The organism is Pseudofrankia sp. DC12 (assembly GCF_000966285.1).
Taxonomy (GTDB): domain Bacteria; phylum Actinomycetota; class Actinomycetes; order Frankiales; family Frankiaceae; genus Pseudofrankia.
Map to the genome: position 1 here is coordinate 4,767,585 of NZ_KQ031391.1, position 21,277 is coordinate 4,788,861.

The window sequence follows — 21,277 nt, forward strand, 5'->3', positions numbered from 1 at the left end:
CGGCCGCCTTCGACCTAGTTTCCCTGATCGGCGACCGGCCCATATTCCGCCCAAAGATCCGTCGCTTGGTATTTCAGGCTGATGCCGAGCCGTCGGCCAAACTCATCGGCAAATTTCTTGCAACTACGCCAGGCCCAGTCCGCACAACCGTGACCGAGGATGTGATCGGGAAAGCGCTCGGCGTTGTGGCCGACCATCAACTGGTTCAGGGGAAACTGCGGTGACGCGAACTTCCTTGAGAGTGTATGGGGTTTCTTCTCGCCCAGCGAGTACACCTTATAGTGTGTGAGCACGTTGCGAATATCGATCACCAACTGCGCATCCTGGTACGGGTTCTGGCCTTTGTCCAGGATGGGTAGGGATGCGGCGATAAGTATCGCGTTGTACTTCGCGAGCGCTCTGTTTTCTTCCGCCTTGCCGTCGGTCCACAGCCAGCAAATCTTGTCCCGCACGTCAGCCGTGAGGTGATCAACCCACGGAGGCTGCTCGTCCACGACGTCGAGAAAGATCTCGTTGATGTGCGCTTCGAGAAAGGCGCAGGCCGAGGTGATCGAGCTGATCACGGCGCCCCGATGCTGCGGGTGATAGTGCGTTACCCCGGCGAGCTTCTCTTCAAGCTGCCGCGCTTCCTCACTCAGCCAGCGTGCCGTGTAGAGGTAGTTAGTCGAAAAATAGTTCCGAACGAAAAGCTTCTCGCTGTCGATCAAAAGGGCGCTATCGGAGTCGAAGACTCCAAGCCGTTCGGTTGATTCGTCCGTCAGGTCGCTTCTTCCAGACGCGTCTTTAGCTTGTCGTTTAACCTCTGCCGCTCACGGCCTGTGATAGGTGCTGGTGGCATGAGGCGGCCCGGCCTGTCGCCGTGACGTGGCACGGCCTCCTGCCGATCGTGGTTTCTCGCCAAAGTCACCATGATCCGCAGAAGGCCGTGGAGGAGAGCTTGCCGGACATCGCGTCCGAAGTCGAGGACGCCGCGGCGGTGTTGCCGGTGTTCCGCCGGGAGTTCTACGACTGTCTTACCGCGCGTGCAGACGCGCTGTTCGAGCTGACCGATGCCGTGCTGTGCACGGAAGGACCGGTGCGGTCGCTGGTGGGGCTGTCGCTGGCGCCGGAACACCGCCGCGGTCACGGCGCCCTGTATGACGCGGTCAGCCATGGCCGGCTCGACGTCGACCGGCTGCGTCGGGCAGTGGACCGGCTGCCGTTGCCACGTATGGCTGACGGCCGGTTGGTGCTGGCCGTCGATGTCACCTCCTGGCTGCGCCCGGACGCGCCTACCAGCTCCGACCGGCTGTTCTGCCATGTGTACGGCCGTGCGAGGAGCCAGTCCCAGCTGATCCCGGGCTGGCCGTACTCCTTCGTCGCCGCCCTCGAACCCGGCCGCACGTCGTGGACCGCGATCCTGGACGTGGTCCGGCTCGGCCCCGCCGACGACGCGACCGCGGTGACCGCCGGGCAGATCCGTGCGGTCGTCGGGCGGCTGGTCGCCGCCGGGCACTGGTGCGACGGTGACCCGGACGTCCTGGTCGTGATGGACGCCGGCTACGACGTCACCCGGCTGGCATACGTCCTGGCTGACCTGCCTGTCGAACTGCTCGGCCGGATCCGTTGCGACCGGGTGCTTCGGCTCCCGAAACCACCCAGACGCCCAGGCGTCAACGGCCGTCCGCCCAAACACGGCCCCGAGTTCGCCCTCGACAAGCCGGCGACCTGGCCCGAACCCCAGCACACCACGGTCACCGAGACCACCCGCTACGGCACCGCGACCGCCGCGAGCTGGGACCGGCTGCACCCCCGGCTCACCCACCGCACCAGCTGGATCGACCACCTCGGCGACCTGCCCGTCATCGAAGGCACCCTCATCCGCCTGCAGGTCGACCACCTGCCCGGCGACCGCACCCCGAAGCCGCTATGGCTGTGGTGCTCGACCACCGGTGCCACCCCGACACAGGTGGACCGCTGGTGGCAGGCGTTCCTCCGAAGATTCGATCTTGAACACACCTTCCGCATGTTCAAGCAGACCCTGGGCTGGACCCGCCCGAAGATCCGTGGCCCACGGGCCGCCGACCGCTGGACCTGGCTGCTCGTCGCCGCTCACGCCCAGCTCCGCCTTGCCCGATCCCTGGCCAGGGACCTGCGCCGCCCCTGGGAAAAACCTGCCCCACCCGGCCGGCTCACACCCGCCCGGGTCCGGCGAGGATTCCGGAACATCCGTGCGGCCATGCCCCTGCCCGCCAGCGCGCCGAAACCCGCCAGACCCGGCCCCGGACGTCCACCCGGCACACGCAACCGCAGACCGGCGCCCCACCACGACGTGGGCAAGACCGTCAAGCGGGAACTGACCATGACCGCCCACGAACAGCGAGAAGGTTAAAAATCAAGCTTAGTTCGTGCAATCTGTTTCGTCTGCGTATGGTGCTCTCGTGATCTTAGGCTCTGGGTCCGCTGCTGGCGAGCACGGTCGCCAGGTGCTCACGCCGGCACATCACCCCTCGATAGCGAGTTCAGTATCGGCGCCGCGCGCCAGCTGTTGTATCCAGCGCTCATGCCGGTCCAGTTGGTGAGACATGGCCAGGCGTTCGGTTTCCTCGGTCTCCTGATCCTTGGTGACGGTATCCATAGCACCGAATATGGAATCCATGCGCGAGTCCAGGCTGTCAAAGCGTGTGTCAAAACGAGCCTCTACTTCATTGAAGCGCTGCTCCACGTATTTGAACAACTTGGTGAATTGGTCGTCTGACATAACGAACTCTAGTATGAGTGCACCATGATCATTTTGCAAGGCCGGTGGCCCTGGGCACCGTTTTCGGCCTACGGGCCGTTCGGAGTCAACGTCTCGGTGGTCTCAAGCAAGCGGTCGGCGTACGCATCCGCCGCTACCTTGACCCAGTCGGGTGTTACAACTCTCCGCCAGAGAACCAAGGCAGCAAGTGAAAACAGGACCACTGCCGCAAACCCGAGTGGAGATATGAGCGTGACGCTCATGCCTCGAAGGGCGAGTACCACAGCCGCACCGATCAAGGCTGCCAGCGTGGCGCTCAGCCCGAACGGGCGCAACCCAAGCATGTTCCGCCGAAAACCATAATTACAGTTTTCCTTGAACACCAGTGGAAATTCGTCCGGATTGCGCGTGCGGGACCGCAGATAGGCGACCGACGTCTCGTACTCCTGGTCGGCCTTCGCCGGATTCTGTTGTTCCTGGCGGCGCGTCGGCAGATCACGTCCGGTTAGCGCCTTCAACTGCTCGTGACGCCGACCGCGCAGCACGTCGTTGCTGTTGCGCTTATGGCGCAACGCAACGGTAGTCGGGGCTCCGCCCCAGGTGATCCATAGCTGATCCTGGAGCTTCCGCCCGCGGTCCCGGCCGAGTTGGTCAAGCAGGAACAAGACGCCAGCCGCGACGGCGACTGGCGCCAGCCGGTACCAGGCTGTGAGCTGCGGGATGACCGCGACGCAGAGGACGACAATCGGCGCCACCACCAGGAACAGCGGCGTCAGCCGAGCGCGCCTGCTGTAGGAGTCGAACCGACTGAGCCCGCCGCCCGACAGTGAGATGTCCATGCAGTCCGCCGTCAGTTTCGTTTTGGCTTACCGGCCAACAATGGCTGGCAATGTCGCGATTTCCTCGCCATCGCAATTGGTGACCGTTACCCGACCGTTGTCCTCGATGATGGCCTTGATCGTGCCGTGGTAGCGAGTCGACAGAACGGAATCGGCAACCCGCCCGTACTCCTCGGAGGCGTCGGTGCTGGGCTTCTTCCCGACGGAGCAGAGCACAATCCTGGGGTCCATGGCCTTCACTGCCGTCTCGTGATAGCCACTCTTCCGCCCGTGGTGCGATGCCTTGAGGAGGTCACACTTCAGCGCGTCCTCACCGAGTTCCTCTAGCATCGAATCCCATGACGCAGCCTCAGCGTCACCAGGCAGAATGATGCTCCGTCCGCCATGGGTGATCTTCAGGACGTACGAGCAGTCGTTGTAGCCTTCCTTGTCGTCGCAGCCGTCGACGAGGCTTGCTGTCGGAGACAAGATTGTGATCTTGTCCTCCAGCCAGTACTGTGCCTGAGCACCTCTGAGATTGTGGATGACTTGCTGTTTGTTATCGGGACCCCTGCCTCCGCGCAGTGCGGTGTACGCGAGCCAGTCATCGTACGAGAACCGCGGGCCCTTGAAGTCGTTCTCGGTGAAGGTCTTGCCATGAGCCACGTCCCAGAAGTTCTCTAGGGTAACCTTCTCCTGCCAGAAGAACCTGTGGAGCCCGCTCATATGGTCCATGTCCGGGTGGGTCTGGACGTACCGGAATATCGACCGCCCAGCGAAGTGCTCCTGGTAGTAATCGAAGGGGTCGACCAGCATGGAGCGGTAGTGCTCCTCCCAGCTGGCGCGCCCGCCCTCCGCGAGCCGCACACTCTTGAAGATCCACGGTGACATTCCCCGCGCTTCGGCAAGGGCGTCGACGTCGTCGTCCGGCAGCGACTTCGAGTTGTTGATGTCGATCATCATCAGCCGGCCTGAGGGTAGATCGATCATCGTGCAGTCGCCGTGACCGACGTTCAGGAAGTGCACCGTGAGTGGCACCGCATGCCTCCGCAACAACGAAGCTCGCCGTTCATGGCCGCTGGGTCGGGAGGCTCAGCACGGAACGGTGTCGGTCACGTTACGTCCGCTAGTCGACAGAAATACGTTCCGATCAAGTGATCGTAGTCACAACTGAGGGGCCTGTGATGGTTAGGTTGTGCTAACCCCCGAGGTGTGGTGCGCGCGGCTGTGTCCCGGCACGAGTGGCCCGTCCGGACCGAGCTCCCGCTCTAGCACCCACGCGAACGCCACACTGCTCGTCGGGAACACCCACCCGCCGTAGCGGACGCCAACCGACGGCGGACTGACGTCCTTCGGGCTGCGTGTGATCCGCGTTGGCTGCGAGCTGGCGATGAAGTCCAGGACGTTGACGTGCCGGATGCCGCAGTCGGCGTAGGTGAAGTCGATGTCGACGCCCTTGCAGGGTGCGTCGAAGTCAAGGAAGAGCAGGTGCCCATGCTGCTGCACGAGGACGCGGTAGGTGTAGGCGATCTCGGCCGTACCGTCGCTGCCAGTCTGGCCGTCCAGCGTGACGGTGTAGGACTGTCCGCCGGAGCGCTTGCTCCGGCGGGTCGGCCGCGGCCGACCGTCAATCGTGAACTCCAGTAGCTGGAAGACCTCGGGAGAGGCGGCGTCGAGGCCGGCGATGGGCTCGAAGTACCAGGCTCTCGTGCCGCCTGGGTCCGCTGCCAGCTCCCGGTACTCGGCCAGGTCGGAGACACACTCGAACCGCAGCGCCGGCTGCATACCGTGGGCGGTGTACTCCCGCCGGACGGTTGCGACGAACATGGAGCCTGCGCCACCCGCTGGCCCCTTGTCCCACGGGGCGAGGCTGACCGTGATTCGTTCGCCTTCGTGGCGCTCACGGGTCCGGAGCAGTTGGGCCTGCAGATCCGCGTAGACATCGTCGGCGAGCGCCTGGTCGCCGAGCCGGATGGCCAAGGTGTTGCGGACCACCCGGTCGAGCGTCTGCGGGGAGGCCACATCGGTCAGGGCGTCCGGCGCGAAGGCGAAGCCGTCGATCACGGCGTCCCGGATGGCTGGTGCCTCTTCCTTCAAGACCTTGCGGAGGCGCTCGTTGGCCCGTTCGTCAGCGTCGGTCTCGCTGACGTAGTTGAAGGCCACCACGATCAGGCCGCTGCCGAAGAGCGTCGAGCCGATCTCGGACAGTGGCAGCCACGCCAGCCACGGGACGCTGGTGGCGAGGTTCGCCTGTCGGCTCAAGACGAGGAAGGCCACACCTAACACCGTGAGGATAACGGCCAGCAGAGTGAGCTTGGTGCGGTAGAGGCGTTGGAGCGGGGTCATGGAATTGCAAGATCAGTTTAACATGTGTCGATCTTGCTCGTACATGCGAACGGCACGGCGCCCGTGTCCTTGGGACTCGGAGCGCCGTGCCGCGGCGTGGTGGGGAGGCGGACTCAGCCGCCCGTACCCCCGCCGCCACCCTCGCCTCCGCGGAGCTTGGTCATCGCGATCACCTCCTAAGCAGTCCCGGTGTTGACGACGTGGCCGGCGACGCTGACGGCCCAGCCAGTCCCGGCCGACGCCGGGATGAGCCTCAGGCTAGGCGCAAAGTCATGGGACGTATATACATGGGACGCATGCGCTCTGGATGCGGACGCGCTAGACGTATGGGCTTGGGGTCGTCATGGCGACCCCACCACTCTCAGCAGCTGCCCAGACGTTCGGCGAACGGGTGCGCGCCCAGCGGCACGAGCTGGGCCTGAGCCAGGAGCAGCTGGCCGACGAGTGCGGGCTGCACTGGACGTTCGTGGGCCAGGTGGAGCGAGGCAAGCGGAACATCTCGCTGCACAACATCCTGAAGTTGGCCGAGGCGCTGAAGGTCGATCCCTCGGAGCTGGTGCGGGGGCTACGGGCACCGGCTGCGGAGTAGATGCACCTACAGGCGGTGCATCTGAGTGGCGTGGTCGTTGCCCCGTGGAGACGACCGCGAGCGGTACCCCGGGCCGCGTCGCGGATCACATGGTGTTTGCTGATGACCCGGCTCGGACCCGTCTACGCCCCCATTTTGAGGCCTGGATGCGGTAGCAGTCGGTCAGCGCCTAGGTCCGGGTCCAGCTAGGAGACCGCTGAAAAAGTGGCTTCGGCGGCCCGACTCGTCCGAGTTTGTCCACATATGTTGATCAGGGCAAACTGGAACAATTCGGGCGCGTCCCGAGTTATTCAGCAGTCTCCTAGCCGGCGGCGTTGCGCCTGGCCAGCTGCATCTCGTGCAGCCGCTGGTCAGACCGCGGTCGCCTGCCGATCCCGCAGATGTCGCCATCACATCTACCCGGGATACTTCGAACAACGGGGTCGGCACGCACGTCTTTGGGCAGCAACCACAAGATGCCCTCCTGGACAGCCTGATCACCGCCCTGCAACGGGCCACGATCGTGAAATATATGCTAGCGTATCCTGAAAAAGGCACCTCCCCGCCGCCGCCAAGCTACTATCAAAGAACTGACCGCTCAAAACGGGAGAGGCGATGCCAACCGCCCTGCATCATTCTAAGAGCCTTGAGGTTCACGTCGTAGACCAGTGCAACCTAGATTGCGTCGCATGCTCGCATGAATCTCCGTTCATGCCTCGTCGGTTGGAAAATCCCGAGGCGCTGGGACCGTCTTTGTCCAAACTATGGCAGTACTACAGAGCCCCGATCATCAAGCTACTAGGGGGCGAACCCCTCCTCCATCCGAACCTCGACGAGATCATCAAGGAGGTCCGCGCAGCTACCGATGCCCGTATCCGCATCGTCACTAACGGAGCCCTTCTCAACCGCCGACACAGAATGCTCCGGGGTATCGACGAAATCCACATTTCAGCCTACGCGGGCATCGACATTCCCTCAGATGATGAACTGCAACAAATCGCGGCCAGTATCCGCGCTTCGATCACAATTCAGTCCTTTGAATATTTTCGATGGCACCGAAGCCCAACCGCCCATAGCCGCCAGACGATGAACCGCGTGTTCAATGCGTGCCAGCTGTTTCATAACTGGCAGTGCCATACAGTCCGAAATGGATGGTTTTTTCCTTGCCCCCCAGCGGCGACGTGGGGCGACAGCGAAGACGGAATCAATCTCCTCGAGCCAGGTGACATTTCGGGTGCTCTACACCGGCTGCTCGACCGTAGTACGCCGTTGGAGACGTGCGTCGACTGCCTCGGATCTGTCGGCAAGCTGCTCCCGCACCAGCGCGGATGGAAAAAGATGCAAAAGAAGCTAGCTGGCGCCGCGGTAGACGTCGATTTTCTCATCGCTCTGGAGTCCAACGCCGATGCATGGAACGAATGCTATGAATACGACCGGACGATCTATCCATCTGGACGGATTGAGGTTCATTCGAAGAGATGAGCAAAGCCGTCCGCTCAGCTCCGCCGTCGATATCAATCGTCATCCCGAACGGTAGAGCCTTTCCGACGCCCCTGGTCGAGCAGATCACGCCGCAACTGTATAAAGGCGACGAGCTAATTGTCGTCCAGAATCGATCAGGCGGCGGAAAGGAGCGATGGACCGGCCTGCGAGAAAACGAAGCGCGTCCGGTGACCGACACCGCATCTAGCGCCCCCTATGACATGGCTGGGAATCATCAATTTCTCCGTCTCCTCAGTAGCGAGTCGGGCGCCGCTAGAGCGAGGAACGTCGGATGGCGGGCTGCATCGAACTGCTGGATAATGTTCCTTGACGACGACGTCTGCATTGAGAAAAACTTCGTTGCGCGAATGCGCGACAAGGCCTTATCGGATGGTGCTTCTGTCAGCACGTTTAGACTGCGGGATTACAAAGTTTGTGATGGAGGCTCCATTCAGCGGCTAATCTCATTGGACCGGGGTGGTGATGTGCGAAATACTCAAAGTTCGCCGCTCATCCTATCGGAAGTTTGGCGGTACGGAGCGGGCGCCGCTATGTTGGTCCATAGAGATCTCCTCTATGAAATTGGTGGCTTCAAGGATCGCCTAGGCGCCGGTTGCAAATACGGGGGCGCCGAGGACCTAGAGTTTCTGTGGCATGCGTCGCGGCATACTGCAGTGGAATACGATGGTACGGTTACAGTCTCACATCCAGTCGCAAACCAATATGCCGAAGTAGGCCGAAAGTTTCGACAGTATGGTCGTGCAATTGCGTGCTTGTCCGGAACCGCAAAGGGGATATCCTCGCTCCGCACAGTTTTTAACTACTGTTTTCACCTTCTGGTCGGTACCGCTAGGGCCACCCGAGGAACCGATCGGATCTCGCTGCATCTTCGCTCCCTTGCCTTTCTCGCAGTGGAGGAAACCATCCGGGTGTACCTGGTATCTTTGATTACGCGCCGCCGCACGGGTGCACTATGTGATCGGTGTTGCCTCCGGTGAGCACCCTTTTTGTATATTCATACTTTTGTCCGTCAACCTCGAAACGCCATGGCGGCGTCCAACAAATTGTCGGCCCTCTCTTGGAGGGCCTTCAGTCGACAAAGGGATGGCAGGTAAGGGTCTGTCATACCGAGGACTGCGATGGTTGTGAGCGGCACGAAGTTCTTCCATCGGCACGGGGTCGACGGCATGAAGATCACGTCTCTTTCACCAATTTGGAGGCCTCCTCCCGAATAATCCATAGCATGGCCGACAGCGCTGATGTCGTACTAAGCATCGATCGATTTATTCCGTCCGTAGTTGGGGCGCCGAAAGTCCTCATGTCAAATACGCTTTCCTACTACGACGAGGCGACCGCGATATTAGCAGGAGGATGGTCGCAGGTAATCGCACCAACGCGTTTCTTCGCTCGTCGGATTCAGCAGGTAGCACAAGGTATCCGGGTGTCGGTTGTTCACTACGGCCTTCCGCCTACCTTGACTGCCCGGATCTCAAATTTGCCACCACCGACGTGGGAGTCAGATGAGCAAATTATTCGACTTCCTCATCGCCCCGATTCGAGAAAAGGACATCTGGCTGCGATCGAGGGTCTCGCCCGCGCCGGATCCATTGCCAACAATATGAAACTCGAGATTTCTTGGTTGAAGGAGCCTCGATACTCGGCTTATCGAAAGGAACTCGAGGATCGCGCTGCGTACCTGGGCGTCGCCAGTCGGGTTGACTTTACCGACTGGCTTGATGGTGACGACCGCTGGAACGCCTTGACGAGAAGCTGTGGGGTGCTGCAGTTGGGGACATTCGAGGAGTCATTTGGACTATCTGTGGTCGAGAGCCTGCTTGCTGGACGCCCGGCGTTCACCAGGACGCAGCCCGCTATACGTGAAGTCGTTGGCGACAGCCCGCTCCTGCGTGAAATTCGAGATCCTTTTGAATGGTACTCTCACTTCAAATCGCTGTCGGGTGAGTTGTCAAGAGGCTCGAACGGGTCATCAAGACGATCTGTAACCGAACTCCTTTCCTACGAGAGCATGGTGGAAGGTTACGATCGAGTCCTCAGGGCCGTTTTGGGAGCTTAGTTTCATACGACCCCGGCTCGCCCTAATAGACCAGGCCGGTTTCAAGGAGAGCAAATTTGCACCCTGGCTGGCTACCTGCACCGGCAGCCACGGACCGACTTATCGGTGGTCTCAACTCCGGGAAATGGAGCCCCAATTCGTGTTATAATAAACAGATGAGCTTGAATGGTTATGCCTTTTTTGTGACTAAGGGGTTGGAAGATGTCTGTTTGGATGAAATCGAAGCCACCCTCAATGCAACGCGCTTCGAGGCTGTAGTCCGGCCAAAGCTTGTGCTGACGACTGCGCAGGTGACGTCGAAGGCCATTCGCAAGTTGCGCACTGTCGATGATGCTGGCGAGGTTCTCGCGGAACCGGGACAGGTGAATGATCAACGGCAGCTCAGCGAATATATTGCTGCGTCACTGACGAAGGAGAATCTAGAGGCTGCAGCGCTGCGAACGCGCGGCTTTGATGACCAATTCTCCGTGACGGTTACCGCCGCAAGATCACCTGCGGGAAATGCAAGTCAACTCCAGCAGATTCTGGAAGAACACATTACCTCGCTTATGAAATGGCAGCCGCTGGTACGGGAGCGTGCGAGTCTAGATCTACGGCTATTTGCGGACCAGAGCTGGGTAATGTTGTCGAGGAGAATGTTCGAGGAGCCGCTTTCAAATCGATCATATCGACTTCATGCAACGCCGGGAGCGCTCCGTCCGACGGTAGCGGCCGCCATGGTTAGATTGACTGGGAGCCACGCAGGAGGTTATCGGGTGTGGGATCCTTTCTGCGGAAGCGGTACCATCCTGGCTGAAGCCGCGTTGAAGAACAACGAGGTGGCCGGTACCGACATTTCCGCTGAGGCAATCGCTGTAGCGCGAGAGAATCTCGGAGCAGTCCGTCGCGAACTTTGGAGTAGCGTATCCGTCGGCGATTCGACAAACAACGCTGTGTGGAAGCGGCATGAGAAGTGCAATGTCATCATTACGAATATACCCTGGGGAAAGCAAGTCGATATTAAGAGTGCTCGCGCGCTCTACGAATCGCTCGCGGCTGGCTGCGCAGAACTCACGCTAAAGCGACGAGGGGTCGCGGCTATTCTCACGACTGACCCAGAAAGGCTGAAGGCGGCGCTAAGGCGAGTAACGAGTGAGATACAGGTTGTCGAGAAGAAGATTGGACTCCTCGGCCAAACGCCAACGATTGTCACCATTCAAGCACGGTAATCGAAGACTATAATGGACCACCGGGTAGGCTAAAAGCCTGGTCGATCGGAAAATGATGAAGGGTCGTATCGGAGTTGTAATACCGGTCGTAAATTGCGCGTGCAGACAGTTGAATGCACTGATCCCACAACTGGGCTATCGCGAACAGTTAGTTATAGTCCGAAACGGGAAAGCTACGCATCGGTGTACACCGAGAGATAGTCAAGTCTGCCAAGTCGAGCAAATCGATGCGGGTCGGAAACCAATTGGAGCGGCGGCGGCGCGTAACCTGGGTGTATCTCGTCTAAATGATTGTGACATCGTCGCCTTTGTTGACAGCGACGATCAAGTCGCTCCAGGATGGCTTGACGAGATTGTGAAAGAGCTTGTCGCCGGAAGAGCAGACCTGGTAGGAGGAGCGCTGTCCTTCCGACGTCACGATGGCTCGGCGTCCGTGGTACTCCCAGGAAGAGACTACTGGCATGCGCAGGCGGTATTCGGCGGAAGCCTAGCGGTGAGCATCCGAGCGTGGCAGGTGCTAGAGGGTTTTGACGAGACATTGCGGTGCTGTGAGGACACAGATCTAGCTTGGCGAGCTCATGCGTTGGGTTTGAAGGTCCTGGTTGAGCCGGGCGCGATCGTGGAAGTAGAAGCCCGCGGACATTTAGATGAAATACGGCAGCGAATTAGATGGGGATGGTGGTCGGGTGAGTTGCTGCGCAGGCATCAGTTATGCAATGGTCACCTTCCTGCGCGTCGAGAACTAATTGGGCATAAAAAGGCTCTCGGATTCTGTGCGTCTTGGCGGCTTTCGGCTACCGCCCAATGGCTCGGTGAACGACTCTTCTCATTGAATCATGCCGTAGTGCGGACTGATAAGTCGGGGGCAGGCCGGAAAGTCTGCCAGTGTCAAGCAGAAAGTTGTCCGCGCTGCAAACACCAGACTCTAACTGGAAGATGAGATGGTCTCGCGTGGACACATATTTCGGCAAGGCAGGCGCAGCTCTTTGGGCCGCCGGGAAGAGGCCAATCTTCTTGTTCGCGCATGCCGACGATCTGGCGATGTGTGGCTCTGTAGCCGCCTTTGGGGTCGCCGGCGGGGGCTTAGACTTGCTTCTTTGTAGCGCAGTTCCTGTCGATGCGAGCAGCCCCGGCTCTTGGGATACGGAGTGTGGGTTAGGCTTGCCGGCTGCGGCGATGTCGGTACGGCTTCAGGAGCACAATATGGCGTGCGAGACGCTAGGTATGACGACCGTTTGCCTTGGGGGGATCGATAGGCAATATGGTGCCGGCGCGCCTTGGGATGGTAAAAAGGGTGAGTTGTTTGCGTCCGCTAGGGCGGCGGCTGAGGTTTGGCGAGCGGACAGCGTAATAAGCCATCAGAGGCATTCTTACCATCCCGACCACCAGGCAGCGCATATTTTGGCGAGGCACGTCGCTCAAGCATTAGAGATTCCACTCATCACGACCTGTGACCGACCTTACGTGCGATGCGAAGATGGTGTATGTGCCCGTGGCCCAAGGCCTGTTGGCGGATCGACATGGGTGCTGTCCGAGGAAGAGTGGGCCAGAAAGCTCGAGCTTTTGACCTGTTACACCTCGCAGATCGGGGCTTTGAGGGCAGCCTTCGGGACCGATTTTATCAGCCAGGCTTTACTCGGAGTGGAATGTTACTACCTGGAAGGGCGTTGCGACCGTGAATTCTGATGATCGAGCTACGATATTGAGAAGGCTCGACGAGGTTACGCGTGGCGTTCCGTACAGCCACGACCGCGTCTGCCACCTCCTCTTCGACCTCGTTATGACCTTTGAATCGCCCACAGTGGTCGAGGTTGCCTATGCATATGGCAAGGCAACGGCCTACCTCGCGAGTGCGGCGCAGGCCGTCCGTGGACAGCTGCACGCCGTCGACAGAGTGGAACCGCAGCACCTCGGGCGTACGGCGCAGGATCTACTCGCAGCGCTCGATCTGGAGACGTCATGCACATTGGCCAAGGGAGAAGACGCTCGTTGGTATCTAGTTGATCTCGTGCGCAATCGGGTTCCATTTCTGGACTTGGTTTACATAGATGCTAGCCACACACTCGAAGTGGACGGTTTTCTTGTGTTCGCTGCATGGGCATATTTGAAGCCTGGAGGTATTCTTGTCCTTGACGATCTCGATTGGGTACCAGCGCAGCACGCGACCGATTTGGGTACGTTCAGCCGTCCGTCGACAGCGCACATACAAGAGTTGTATAGCATGGTCTGTAGGCTACCTGACGTTGAGTCCTTTCTAACATGGGGCGAGAGAGAGGTGGAATGGACGTGGGGATTGATTCGTAAAAGTGGTGGCGATTCGAGCCTTGCCGATCTGATGAATTCCCTGCTGTCTGTGGCGGGTGACTCCTAAGGTGGCCGGGTTTAAGGTTTCAGTGGTTATGCCGACCTTTCGACAGCCGGGTGTTCTCCTGCTGACGCTCCAAGACCTGGCTGCACAAGATTATCCGTGTGACTTGTGGGAGCTCGTTGTCCTCGATGATGGAAGCCGCGACATCAGTGCCTTACTCGCCGTCGCAGGATTTCGTGATGATGTTGCGCTGACGGTCCGGAGGGAAGCCAACAATTCATCGTATTCGCATTCCGCGCTCTTTAACAGGCTCCTTTCGCTGAGCGACGAAGCGGCTTCGGTGATTGTTCACGTAGAAGATGCCCGATTGCCGATGGACTATATTTCGCAACACGTGAAGTGGCATGGCGGGTCCGAACTGAGACTTGTGACCGGCCCGATGTGTGAGAGCGCATGTGTGACGTTCGATCCGGCGTTCTGCTCGCGTTGGGAGCTTATGAGGTCGGGAGGTGAAAGTGACGCCTATATCTGCAGTTTTCAAGCGATTTTCGCGAAGTCGATGAGCTATTCAAAGGCTCTGGCGCTGGCGTTGAATGAGTCGGGGTCGCACGAGGTATTCGATGAAAGAATGACTGGTTGGGGTTACCACGAAACGGAGTTTGCATATCGTGCCCTGAGGGCGGGGGCGGAATGCATATACGACGTGAAGTGTGGTGTTTACCATCCTGCTCATGATTCCTACGATGAGGAGCGCTATCGCGCCATAATGCGGCCCGAAGTGCGCAAATTAGGAGAGCGGCAGAACATTCAATACCTGTGTGAGAAGCATAATCTGGCAAGGTTGCCAGAGTGGGGGTATGGTATCCCAGTGCCGTCGCCGGAACTGCCGGCCTTGGAAGGCTGATGGCATGAAGATTGGGGTGGTTATTCTTGACCTTAATCAGCGTGACATGACGCTTCGATGCCTCGAGTCGCTCGACCGAGGGAGCGTTCTGCCGAATATTGTCGTTGTTGTTGAAAATGGTTCTGAGAAAGTGGTCGTCCCGAGTGAGGACCGGCGCTTCGCTTTTCAGACGATGTTTCTGCCGGTCGGCGCGAACCTCGGTTGCGCTGGAGGGAGGAATCTCGGTCTCGATTTCTTAGAATCGAACACCGACGCGCAGGTTTATGTTGTCCTCGACAACGATACGGTAGCGCCGCGGGAGTTTATAGCGAATGTAGGTGCTGGTGTGGTACCTGAGGTAGGTGTGGTGGCGCCGGTCATTCGTGACTTCGGCACGCACGGAATTTGGAGCGCGGGGGGCATAATTAGCCCGGCCGGAATCGTTTCACAACTTACCTCGGCGATCGAGACGGATCAGGCCCGGGAGGTGGATTGGGCGCCAGGAGCGTGCCTGATTTTCAGCCGAAATACTTGGCAGTTAGGTATACGGTTCGATGACTGGCTGAACTTCTACTTTGAGGATATTGACTGGTGTTGCAAAGTGCGCGGGTCGGGCGGTAGTGTTCAAATATGGCCGTCAGTAGAAATCTACCACGAGGCGAACCAGTCTCTGGGCGGGGAATGGAGTCCGGCGCGGGTCCGACTTTGGTCCCGGAACGGCTTGGTGTTTCTTGCGCGAATGTGTGGGTGGACTGACCGCGCGGTCGGGCGTTGGCTTGTGGATCAGTCCCATTCGCTTGGAAATGATATCTTGAATATGCGCTGGCCGTGGGTGAGTGCGCGCGTGCGTGGGGTTGTAGAGGGCCTGATTAAGATTTGGCGAACAGGTAAGTCGATTCGCTATGAGTGCCAGCAGTGACCGATCGGTGGGGCGTGAGATTGGGGCGCAGACGAAAGGCTGGAGGGCCTGGTCGCGCTCCGCGTGGCGTGACGCTCGGGCACCGTGGCACCGTGGAATCCGGCACTTCGACGGTGGCATGTCGTAGGACTCTGGTGGCCGCCGGAGGTCGGCGCGGACCCGAGCGTAGTCTGTTGTTGCATGTGAGCGCAGGCGAGGCACGTTCTACGCCCCGGCTGTGACCCAGTCAACGACGGTCCGTATCACGAACGCCTGCCACTCCTTGCTCTGCGGCTGGAGATACTGCGGGTCGTCGTGCACGGCAAAGCCGTGCTGCGAGCCCTCCACCTCGACGAGCTGGGCCTCGGCCGTGAACTTGGCCATCGCGGCGCGCGACGACTCAATGGGCACCAGCGTGTCCTTGGTGCCATGTACCACCAGCGTTGGGGCGGCGATCTCCCCGATGGCCTCGTCCGGCCGCAGCCAGAAGACCTCGTTCAGCATCGGGCGCCCGTGCTTGAGCGTCGGCGTGAAGGTGATCGCCCCCTGCTCGTTCAGCGTCCGGGCGGCCTCGTCGTCTATGTGGTCGTCGTGCCAGTACGGACGGCTGTCAATCGTGCGCCACTTGTAGTTGAACTGCGGGTTGAGCAGCACGAGCCGTGCGACGTCCGCTGGCCGCTTGGCCGCGTAGTAGCCGCAGATGCCGCCGCCGAAGCTCGCGCCGAGCAGGCTTATGTGGTCCATGCCGGTGGCCTCGCGCACCGCGGTCAGAGCGACCCGGATGTCGTTGAGGATGGACGACAGCGTCAGCTCCTCCTGCCGGCCCTCGCTCTCCCCGTGGCCGCGGAGGTCAAAGCGCAGCGAGGCCACGCCGGCCTCGGCAAGCCCGGCGGCTAGCCGGGTGAAGAATCCGCCCTCCTCGCGGGTGACGCCGCCGCCGTGAACCAGGACCACCGCCCGGCCGGCTGGCGTGTCCGGCCTGGTCAGCGTGGCCGCTAGGCGCAAGCCGTCCAGCGTGCGGAACGAGGTCACCGTCTCGTGCGCGGGCATGGCACTCCCTCAGGCTTCATGTCGTCGCTGTCATCCTCGGGCAGACGCTGGTTGACGACCAGCGCCTCGGTTCGGTGCGGGCGGTCCTGGTCGCTGGCGGGAAGATCCCAGTCAAGGGCGCGCAGGCCATCTGCCACGCGCTGGAGGACCGCCACGTCCCCGAAGACCTCAGTGGGATGAGACGGCCCGAGCGGCGCTGCGCGCTGCGGCAGGGGTTCGGTTTCTTTGCCAAAGATCGTCAGCGCGGGCAGCGGCAGCACTGGTGGAGATCACTTAATCGGACCATGCGGTATTCCTAGATATCGATCTTCGTTGGTTGGTGGACATCCCCTGGTCGGCTCGGGCGGCGATGAAGCTCGTCCAGTCGTGGCGGGTGCGCTGTGCCCATCGGGCGGCTGTGGTGATGTGGATGCCGAGGAGGTCTGCGAGGACCGGGGCGGGGAGTTCGCTGGCCCAGTCCGCGAGGGCGCGGTTGCGTGAGTGGCGAGGTTCGATGCCGTGCTGGCGGAGCCGGCGGGTCAGGACCTCGTTGGAGGCTCGTGCTCCTGGGGCGCGGCCGGGGAAGAGCGGCCGGTCGGGGTCTGCGGAGTTTCGTCGTCGTGTGGCTGCGTCCTGCTGTGCGCGCACGACGGTGGCGAGCTTGCCAGGGATCAGCACCGGAACGTTGTCGAGCCGCAGGTAGGTCTCGGCCTGGTTGTGGTGGATGTCGCCGCTGGTCAGACGGGTCAGGCGGGAGATCATCTGGCCGTAGAGCAGGAGCAGTCCGCCGGCGGTGCGGACATCGAGGGGCATCTGCCCGTCGTTGAGGCAGCGCTCGAGTAGCTGCCAGCGGCTGGCCTCGTCGAGGAAGGTGTCCGGCTCGGAGTGGGGCAGCGTCGGCACCTGGAGGTCGCTGGTCAGTCGGCGGGCCCTGGTCCAGGCGAGGAAGGCGCGCACCAGGTAGCGAGTTTGAGCGGCGTCGTGCAGCCAGTCGTCGATGTCGGCCTGGCGGGCGTCGGCGAGGCTGGTGCCGCGTTCATCGAGCCAGGCGAGGAACTCCAGGGCGATGAGGACGTGGGTCCGCGCCCAGCGCGCGGCGTGTGAGGTGAAGCCCTGGCGGGCGGCTCGGGCACGGGCGCGGCGTAGGAGGTGCCACTGCGCGAACGGGCGCACGACCCGGGCGTGCGCTTTAGGGCAGCCGCTGAGGGTCTGGTCGAGCCACGGTTCGAGGCGTTCAAGGTACTCGAGACGTTCGGGCAGGACACCGGCGCGGACGAGCATGCCGCGCAGGTGGTGCAGGTCGTAGGTCTGGGGGTAGCTGTCGAGGAGGGCGTGGCTGACCGGTTCGTGGTGTGCGCGGCGGGCGAGGTCTGCGAGCAGTCGGCCGCCGGAGCACCGGGTCAGCCAGTCCAGGGCTGACGTCGGGTTGGGCGCGGCGGCGAGTGCGGTGGCCAGGGGCGTCAGCTGCTCGGGCATGGTGCCCACGGAGTCGGCGAGCAGGGCGTGCAGACGCTCGGGCACGAGCCGGCGGGCGCGTGCGACGCGATACTCACGCTCGTTGCTGTAGCGACGGCGTCGGGTTTGTGGTTCTGGTTCGCCGCTGCAGGTCAGGCAGACCGGTGCCAGCATCCAGGGATCGCAGCGGCGTGGCTGCCCGCATCGGGTGCAGGTCACCAGCGGGCGCCGACGGCAGCGATCGCATGTGTCTGGCTGGCCGTCGCGGCCCCGGCGGGACAGCGGGCGTTGCTGGCCGCAGACGCCGCAGGGCCGGGTTGGCTGGGTGTAGCAGGCGCGGCAGACCGGCCCCGCGGGCGTCCGGGCGTAGCCGGCGCGGACCTGGCCGCACGAGGCGCAGGTGTGTTGGGGTGGCTGGTAGCAGTTCCGGCAGAGCGGCCCGCCGTCGTGGTCGCGGGCCGTCGGACGGCAGAGCTCGCCGCAGCGGGCGCAGGGCCTGACGGGCCGGGCGCAGGCCGAGCACAGCGGGCCCTGCGCCGACGCGGTGTCCACCCTGCGGGTCTGGCCGCAGCGGTGGCACGGTCTGCGGGTCGACGTGCGGTAGCAGGTGTCGCAGAGCCGCCCGCCCGCAGCGCGGTGACGTAGGTCCGCCGTCCGCAGGCACCGCAGGCAGTGCGGCGCACGGACGCCACCCTGACCGGCCTCGACCAGCAGGCGGGTCAACGCGATCAGGCTGCTGGGGACGTCGGAGGCACCAGACCGTAGCGCGTCCGGGTGAGCGGCCAGATGTTCGTCGAGGGCACGCAGCGCCGCGGGCCGTGGCGCCGCCCTGTCCACCAGAGCGCAGGCCGCGGTCAGGCCCAGCCCGGTCGTCGTGCCCACGATCGCGGTCGCGACGCGGGTCACCGCGCCCTCGTCCCGAGCCGGTCGGCCCGGTCGGCCAGTCACGGCAGGCCCGGTCGGCGGACGACGGTGCGCCGGCCGGTCGGCACCGGCCGCGCCTGCCCGGCCGCCTTGGCGACCTGAACGTTGACGACCTCGATGTCGACAAGGTCGTTGGGAGTCGCGGCGAGGATGTCGCACAACGCGGCGAGAGTATCCATCGACAGCCGCTGCGGCGGCTGGGTCACCAGCCGGAAGACCTGCTCCCGAGACAGGTGAACACCCCGTTCGGCCAGCAGCGGCACCAGGTCACTTGTCTGGAACAGGCCACGGTCGGCCATGACTTTCCGCAGGTTCCAGCGATAGCCCATCTTCCGTATCACTGGGCACGCTCCCACAACTCTTCGTGCCGCTCCAGCGACCGACGCACCAACCGATTGCGGTACTCGTCCGAGACACCCGTGTAAATCGCGGTCGTCGAGGTGCACCGGTGCCCGACCTGCTCGGCGACGAACCGCTCGGGATAGTCGAACTCAACAAGGTGCGTGACGTAGGAATGCCGCAGGCAGTGCAGGTCAAGCTCCGCGGGCAGCCCCGCTGCCCGCCGCGCGGTCTCGAACGCCTCGTTGACGCCTCGCGTGGAGATCCTGCTCGCACGTTCGGTCACCCACAGCGCCGTCAGAGGCCCCGGCCCGAACAACGGCCGCAGCTCGCCGACCCAGTGCGCGAGCACCTCGACGACCCAGTCCATCTCGGGAACCGTCAACACCGTTCGCCGTTTCGGCGGGCTGCCACGGGACGCCTTCCCGTATCGGACGAACAGCGCGCCATACTGCCCGTATTGCGCCGTTTTCGGAGACCGCCGCAGGTCCGTCAGATCCAGACCACGCGCCTCCCGGCGCCGGAGGCCGAACGCGTAGATCGTCTTGAGTAGGGCGGCGTCACGCATCGCCGGCAACGCGCCCTTGCGGCCCCGGCCCCGGATCTCCTCGACGAGCCCGTCCGCGGCGTCGAACAACGCCTGCACCTCGTCGTATGTCAACGGCCGCCTGCCCGCCGACCCCTCGTACTCGACGACATGCGCCACGCTGTTCCACTCATGGAAGATCTGCGCAGGGCACCGGCCGAACCGCTCCTCACAGACCCGCGGCCACTCGTAGCGAGGGTCCGTGACGTACTCGCAGAACATCCGCAGCGCAACTTCGTACCCGCGCGCCGTCGACACGGATACCGGGCGAGAACCGGACCGCCGATCGCTGATGAACGCCTCGCCCTCCGCCGGCGTCCACTCCCACGGGAACAGCCCGCTGAACGCCACCAGCCGCCTCACCAGCGCCAGCCGCGGCGCTATCGTCTCCGCCTCCCGCAGGAACCGCGCGCGCTGCTGACGTGCCCAGCCTGACAGCATCGCCTCAAACGTCGTCCCCGCCTGATCCAAAGGGACAACGTTCTCCACAATCTCCAAACGAGCCGAACCAGGCAACCCGGTCGCACTCACCCGAACCTCCCGTTGCATCAGACGCAACATTGATGCGGAGACGCTAGCGTTCACGAAATCCCGGCTCAACCACCCAGAACTCTCGCGTGTCGCAACACAGCGCCCAGGCAGACCCGACCCATAATCAGCATTATCGGGCAATGGCGAGTGTTGTATCCGATGCAATAACGCTCATAAACAGCACCACACCACCTTGCCGCCGGAGCGCGGGCGGTAGAAGGCCCACTGGCTCGTGAGGGCTTCCACCAGGACCAGCCCGCGTCCGCCCTCTGCCTCGACGTCCGCGGCCGTGCGCTGGGGCGTGGCATCGTTGGCGTCCCAAACTTCGAGGAAGAGATCGGTCGGGGTAGCGGTCAGACGCATGGCCACGGTGTCGTCTCGATCCGCTGTGGCCTTCCACGCATTGGTGACCAGCTCGGAAACCAGCAGCTCCATGACCTCAATGGTGTGGTCCAAGCCCCAGGACCGGAGGCTTTCGGTCGCCGCATGTCGGGCCTGTCGGGCGGCGTGCTCGGTCGTGGCGAACTGCCAGACCTCCATCTGGCGGGCTACCAGGGTGGTCGTGCTCATGGCGCGACTGGGCTTGTATTGCTGTCCGGCGCAGCGACCGCCAGCACCGGGCAGCCTGTTCCAGCGATCTCCTCCTCGATGGCCCGGCGAACCGGCAGCAGCGTCGAGAAGTGGGAGTCGTCGACCACCAGGACCGCGCAGTCTTCGGCAGCGCGAATGGTGTCCACGAGTAGGGCCAGGCCGGGCCGCACGATGCGGGCCGGCGGCATGCACCGGTCGACGAAGACCTCGGCCAAGTGCCAGCCCGCGGTCGCGGCGTGCGCCGTGAGTTGGTCGTGTAGCCGGTCGACCTCGGCCTCGTTGTCGTCTTCCCGCCTGATGTAGCCATAGACGGTGGTGGGCATCCGTCCCTCCCGGTGCTCGGCATGGAGGGCACCCCGTGCCGGGACCAGGACCGTGGCCCGGCACGGGGGCCTGGAGCAACCGTGGATGGATGCAAGGCCCAGTGCCATGCACGTGGGGTATGAGCCGCATACAGCCGAAGCTGCAGATGAGATCTCGCCGCGCCGCATAGAGATGGCCGCCGAGCGACCGGACCA

Annotated in this window: 23 protein-coding genes; 11 read left to right on the plus strand and 12 right to left on the minus strand. The window is 62.4% G+C overall.

The genetic code is table 11. The features are described from left to right. Positions 1 to 14: 14 nt before the first annotated feature. Complete coding sequence (locus FRADC12_RS19220) at positions 15 to 707, minus strand: hypothetical protein (protein ID WP_045877676.1); 693 nt, start codon at positions 705 to 707, stop codon at positions 15 to 17. Between the two features lie 230 nt (positions 708 to 937). On the opposite strand from FRADC12_RS19220, the gene FRADC12_RS19225 reads away from it, so the two are divergent. After that, positions 938 to 2,371 (plus strand): NF041680 family putative transposase, encoded by a 1,434-nt coding sequence (locus FRADC12_RS19225; protein ID WP_045879872.1) that lies wholly within the window; start codon positions 938 to 940, stop codon positions 2,369 to 2,371. 111 nt (positions 2,372 to 2,482) lie between these two features. On the opposite strand, the gene FRADC12_RS19230 is transcribed toward FRADC12_RS19225, so the two are convergent. From FRADC12_RS19230 to FRADC12_RS19245, 4 genes are all read right to left on the minus strand, one after another. After that, on the minus strand, positions 2,483 to 2,740 hold the full coding sequence (locus tag FRADC12_RS19230) for a hypothetical protein (RefSeq protein ID WP_045877677.1): 258 nt from the start codon (positions 2,738 to 2,740) through the stop codon (positions 2,483 to 2,485). 68 nt (positions 2,741 to 2,808) lie between these two features. Continuing rightward, positions 2,809 to 3,558 carry a hypothetical protein gene (locus FRADC12_RS19235; protein ID WP_045877678.1) on the minus strand — a complete coding sequence of 250 codons (750 nt, stop codon included), beginning with the start codon at positions 3,556 to 3,558 and terminating at the stop codon, positions 2,809 to 2,811. A gap of 27 nt (positions 3,559 to 3,585) precedes the next feature. Further along, positions 3,586 to 4,575, minus strand: a complete 990-nt coding sequence (locus FRADC12_RS19240; protein ID WP_052711011.1) for a ComEC/Rec2 family competence protein — start codon at positions 4,573 to 4,575, stop codon at positions 3,586 to 3,588. A 150-nt stretch (positions 4,576 to 4,725) separates the two neighbouring features. Then, the gene (locus FRADC12_RS19245; protein WP_198152966.1) at positions 4,726 to 5,883 is read right to left on the minus strand and encodes a hypothetical protein; all 1,158 of its coding nucleotides are present in this window, start codon (positions 5,881 to 5,883) and stop codon (positions 4,726 to 4,728) included. Positions 5,884 to 6,226: 343 nt separating this feature from the next. On the opposite strand from FRADC12_RS19245, the gene FRADC12_RS19250 reads away from it, so the two are divergent. The 10 genes from FRADC12_RS19250 (at position 6,227) to FRADC12_RS31520 (ending at position 15,325) form a co-directional block, all read left to right on the plus strand. Continuing rightward, complete coding sequence (locus tag FRADC12_RS19250) at positions 6,227 to 6,472, plus strand: helix-turn-helix domain-containing protein (RefSeq protein ID WP_084011008.1); 246 nt, start codon at positions 6,227 to 6,229, stop codon at positions 6,470 to 6,472. Between the two features lie 594 nt (positions 6,473 to 7,066). Further along, entirely contained in the window at positions 7,067 to 7,933 is an 867-nt protein-coding gene (locus tag FRADC12_RS30125; protein WP_084011010.1) for a radical SAM protein, read from the plus strand. A gap of 221 nt (positions 7,934 to 8,154) precedes the next feature. Then, positions 8,155 to 8,931, plus strand: a complete 777-nt coding sequence (locus tag FRADC12_RS35015; RefSeq protein ID WP_502685315.1) for a glycosyltransferase — start codon at positions 8,155 to 8,157, stop codon at positions 8,929 to 8,931. A gap of 245 nt (positions 8,932 to 9,176) precedes the next feature. Further along, entirely contained in the window at positions 9,177 to 10,007 is an 831-nt protein-coding gene (locus FRADC12_RS31515; RefSeq protein WP_157488931.1) for a glycosyltransferase, read from the plus strand. A gap of 155 nt (positions 10,008 to 10,162) precedes the next feature. Then, the gene (locus FRADC12_RS30135; RefSeq protein WP_084011014.1) at positions 10,163 to 11,215 is read left to right on the plus strand and encodes a TRM11 family SAM-dependent methyltransferase; all 1,053 of its coding nucleotides are present in this window, start codon (positions 10,163 to 10,165) and stop codon (positions 11,213 to 11,215) included. Positions 11,216 to 11,270: 55 nt separating this feature from the next. Then, positions 11,271 to 12,155 carry a glycosyltransferase family 2 protein gene (locus FRADC12_RS35020; RefSeq protein WP_502685272.1) on the plus strand — a complete coding sequence of 295 codons (885 nt, stop codon included), beginning with the start codon at positions 11,271 to 11,273 and terminating at the stop codon, positions 12,153 to 12,155. Continuing rightward, positions 12,152 to 12,901, plus strand: coding sequence for a PIG-L family deacetylase (locus FRADC12_RS35025; protein WP_084011018.1), 750 nt, complete (start codon positions 12,152 to 12,154; stop codon positions 12,899 to 12,901). Before FRADC12_RS35020 ends, FRADC12_RS35025 begins: the two co-directional genes overlap by 4 nt. Next, positions 12,891 to 13,586 carry a class I SAM-dependent methyltransferase gene (locus tag FRADC12_RS30150; protein WP_157488933.1) on the plus strand — a complete coding sequence of 232 codons (696 nt, stop codon included), beginning with the start codon at positions 12,891 to 12,893 and terminating at the stop codon, positions 13,584 to 13,586. Before FRADC12_RS35025 ends, FRADC12_RS30150 begins: the two co-directional genes overlap by 11 nt. Position 13,587: 1 nt before the next feature. Then, positions 13,588 to 14,427: a glycosyltransferase family 2 protein gene (locus FRADC12_RS30155; protein ID WP_084011022.1), complete on the plus strand. Its 840-nt coding sequence runs from the start codon at positions 13,588 to 13,590 to the stop codon at positions 14,425 to 14,427. Between the two features lie 4 nt (positions 14,428 to 14,431). Then, positions 14,432 to 15,325 (plus strand): glycosyltransferase family 2 protein, encoded by an 894-nt coding sequence (locus tag FRADC12_RS31520; RefSeq protein WP_157488934.1) that lies wholly within the window; start codon positions 14,432 to 14,434, stop codon positions 15,323 to 15,325. Between the two features lie 204 nt (positions 15,326 to 15,529). On the opposite strand, the gene FRADC12_RS19255 is transcribed toward FRADC12_RS31520, so the two are convergent. From FRADC12_RS19255 to FRADC12_RS19285, 7 genes are all read right to left on the minus strand, one after another. After that, a complete protein-coding gene (locus tag FRADC12_RS19255) occupies positions 15,530 to 16,354 on the minus strand; it encodes an alpha/beta hydrolase (protein WP_045877680.1) in 825 nt (274 codons plus the stop codon). Next, the gene (locus FRADC12_RS19260) at positions 16,333 to 16,614 is read right to left on the minus strand and encodes a hypothetical protein (RefSeq protein ID WP_045877681.1); all 282 of its coding nucleotides are present in this window, start codon (positions 16,612 to 16,614) and stop codon (positions 16,333 to 16,335) included. The genes FRADC12_RS19255 and FRADC12_RS19260 overlap by 22 nt, the downstream gene beginning before the upstream one ends. 13 nt (positions 16,615 to 16,627) lie before the next feature. After that, positions 16,628 to 18,694 (minus strand): hypothetical protein, encoded by a 2,067-nt coding sequence (locus FRADC12_RS19265; protein ID WP_045875816.1) that lies wholly within the window; start codon positions 18,692 to 18,694, stop codon positions 16,628 to 16,630. 38 nt (positions 18,695 to 18,732) lie between these two features. Then, complete coding sequence (locus FRADC12_RS19270) at positions 18,733 to 19,041, minus strand: helix-turn-helix domain-containing protein (RefSeq protein WP_198152784.1); 309 nt, start codon at positions 19,039 to 19,041, stop codon at positions 18,733 to 18,735. 8 nt (positions 19,042 to 19,049) lie between these two features. Continuing rightward, on the minus strand, positions 19,050 to 20,108 hold the full coding sequence (locus FRADC12_RS19275) for a tyrosine-type recombinase/integrase (protein ID WP_198152783.1): 1,059 nt from the start codon (positions 20,106 to 20,108) through the stop codon (positions 19,050 to 19,052). Between the two features lie 231 nt (positions 20,109 to 20,339). Then, the gene (locus FRADC12_RS19280; protein WP_052711012.1) at positions 20,340 to 20,738 is read right to left on the minus strand and encodes an ATP-binding protein; all 399 of its coding nucleotides are present in this window, start codon (positions 20,736 to 20,738) and stop codon (positions 20,340 to 20,342) included. After that, a complete protein-coding gene (locus FRADC12_RS19285; RefSeq protein WP_045877682.1) occupies positions 20,735 to 21,082 on the minus strand; it encodes a serine integrase family protein in 348 nt (115 codons plus the stop codon). The genes FRADC12_RS19280 and FRADC12_RS19285 overlap by 4 nt, the downstream gene beginning before the upstream one ends. Positions 21,083 to 21,277: the final 195 nt, after the last annotated feature.

What these genes read in the sequence shown, in the direction of transcription:
- FRADC12_RS19270 (WP_198152784.1), bottom strand. Translation starts at nt 19,041, where the DNA reads ATGGGCTATCGCTGGAACCTGCGGAAAGTCATGGCCGACCGTGGCCTG.
- FRADC12_RS35015 (WP_502685315.1), top strand. Translation starts at nt 8,155, where the DNA reads ATGGCTGGGAATCATCAATTTCTCCGTCTCCTCAGTAGCGAGTCGGGC.
- FRADC12_RS19255 (WP_045877680.1), bottom strand. Translation starts at nt 16,354, where the DNA reads ATGCCCGCGCACGAGACGGTGACCTCGTTCCGCACGCTGGACGGCTTG.
- FRADC12_RS19280 (WP_052711012.1), bottom strand. Translation starts at nt 20,738, where the DNA reads ATGAGCACGACCACCCTGGTAGCCCGCCAGATGGAGGTCTGGCAGTTC.
- FRADC12_RS19230 (WP_045877677.1), bottom strand. Translation starts at nt 2,740, where the DNA reads ATGTCAGACGACCAATTCACCAAGTTGTTCAAATACGTGGAGCAGCGC.
- FRADC12_RS19235 (WP_045877678.1), bottom strand. Translation starts at nt 3,558, where the DNA reads ATGGACATCTCACTGTCGGGCGGCGGGCTCAGTCGGTTCGACTCCTAC.
- FRADC12_RS31515 (WP_157488931.1), top strand. Translation starts at nt 9,177, where the DNA reads ATGGCCGACAGCGCTGATGTCGTACTAAGCATCGATCGATTTATTCCG.
- FRADC12_RS19285 (WP_045877682.1), bottom strand. Translation starts at nt 21,082, where the DNA reads ATGCCCACCACCGTCTATGGCTACATCAGGCGGGAAGACGACAACGAG.
- FRADC12_RS19250 (WP_084011008.1), top strand. Translation starts at nt 6,227, where the DNA reads ATGGCGACCCCACCACTCTCAGCAGCTGCCCAGACGTTCGGCGAACGG.
- FRADC12_RS19245 (WP_198152966.1), bottom strand. Translation starts at nt 5,883, where the DNA reads ATGACCCCGCTCCAACGCCTCTACCGCACCAAGCTCACTCTGCTGGCC.
- FRADC12_RS35020 (WP_502685272.1), top strand. Translation starts at nt 11,271, where the DNA reads ATGAAGGGTCGTATCGGAGTTGTAATACCGGTCGTAAATTGCGCGTGC.
- FRADC12_RS35025 (WP_084011018.1), top strand. Translation starts at nt 12,152, where the DNA reads ATGAGATGGTCTCGCGTGGACACATATTTCGGCAAGGCAGGCGCAGCT.
- FRADC12_RS30125 (WP_084011010.1), top strand. Translation starts at nt 7,067, where the DNA reads ATGCCAACCGCCCTGCATCATTCTAAGAGCCTTGAGGTTCACGTCGTA.
- FRADC12_RS31520 (WP_157488934.1), top strand. Translation starts at nt 14,432, where the DNA reads ATGAAGATTGGGGTGGTTATTCTTGACCTTAATCAGCGTGACATGACG.
- FRADC12_RS30135 (WP_084011014.1), top strand. Translation starts at nt 10,163, where the DNA reads ATGAGCTTGAATGGTTATGCCTTTTTTGTGACTAAGGGGTTGGAAGAT.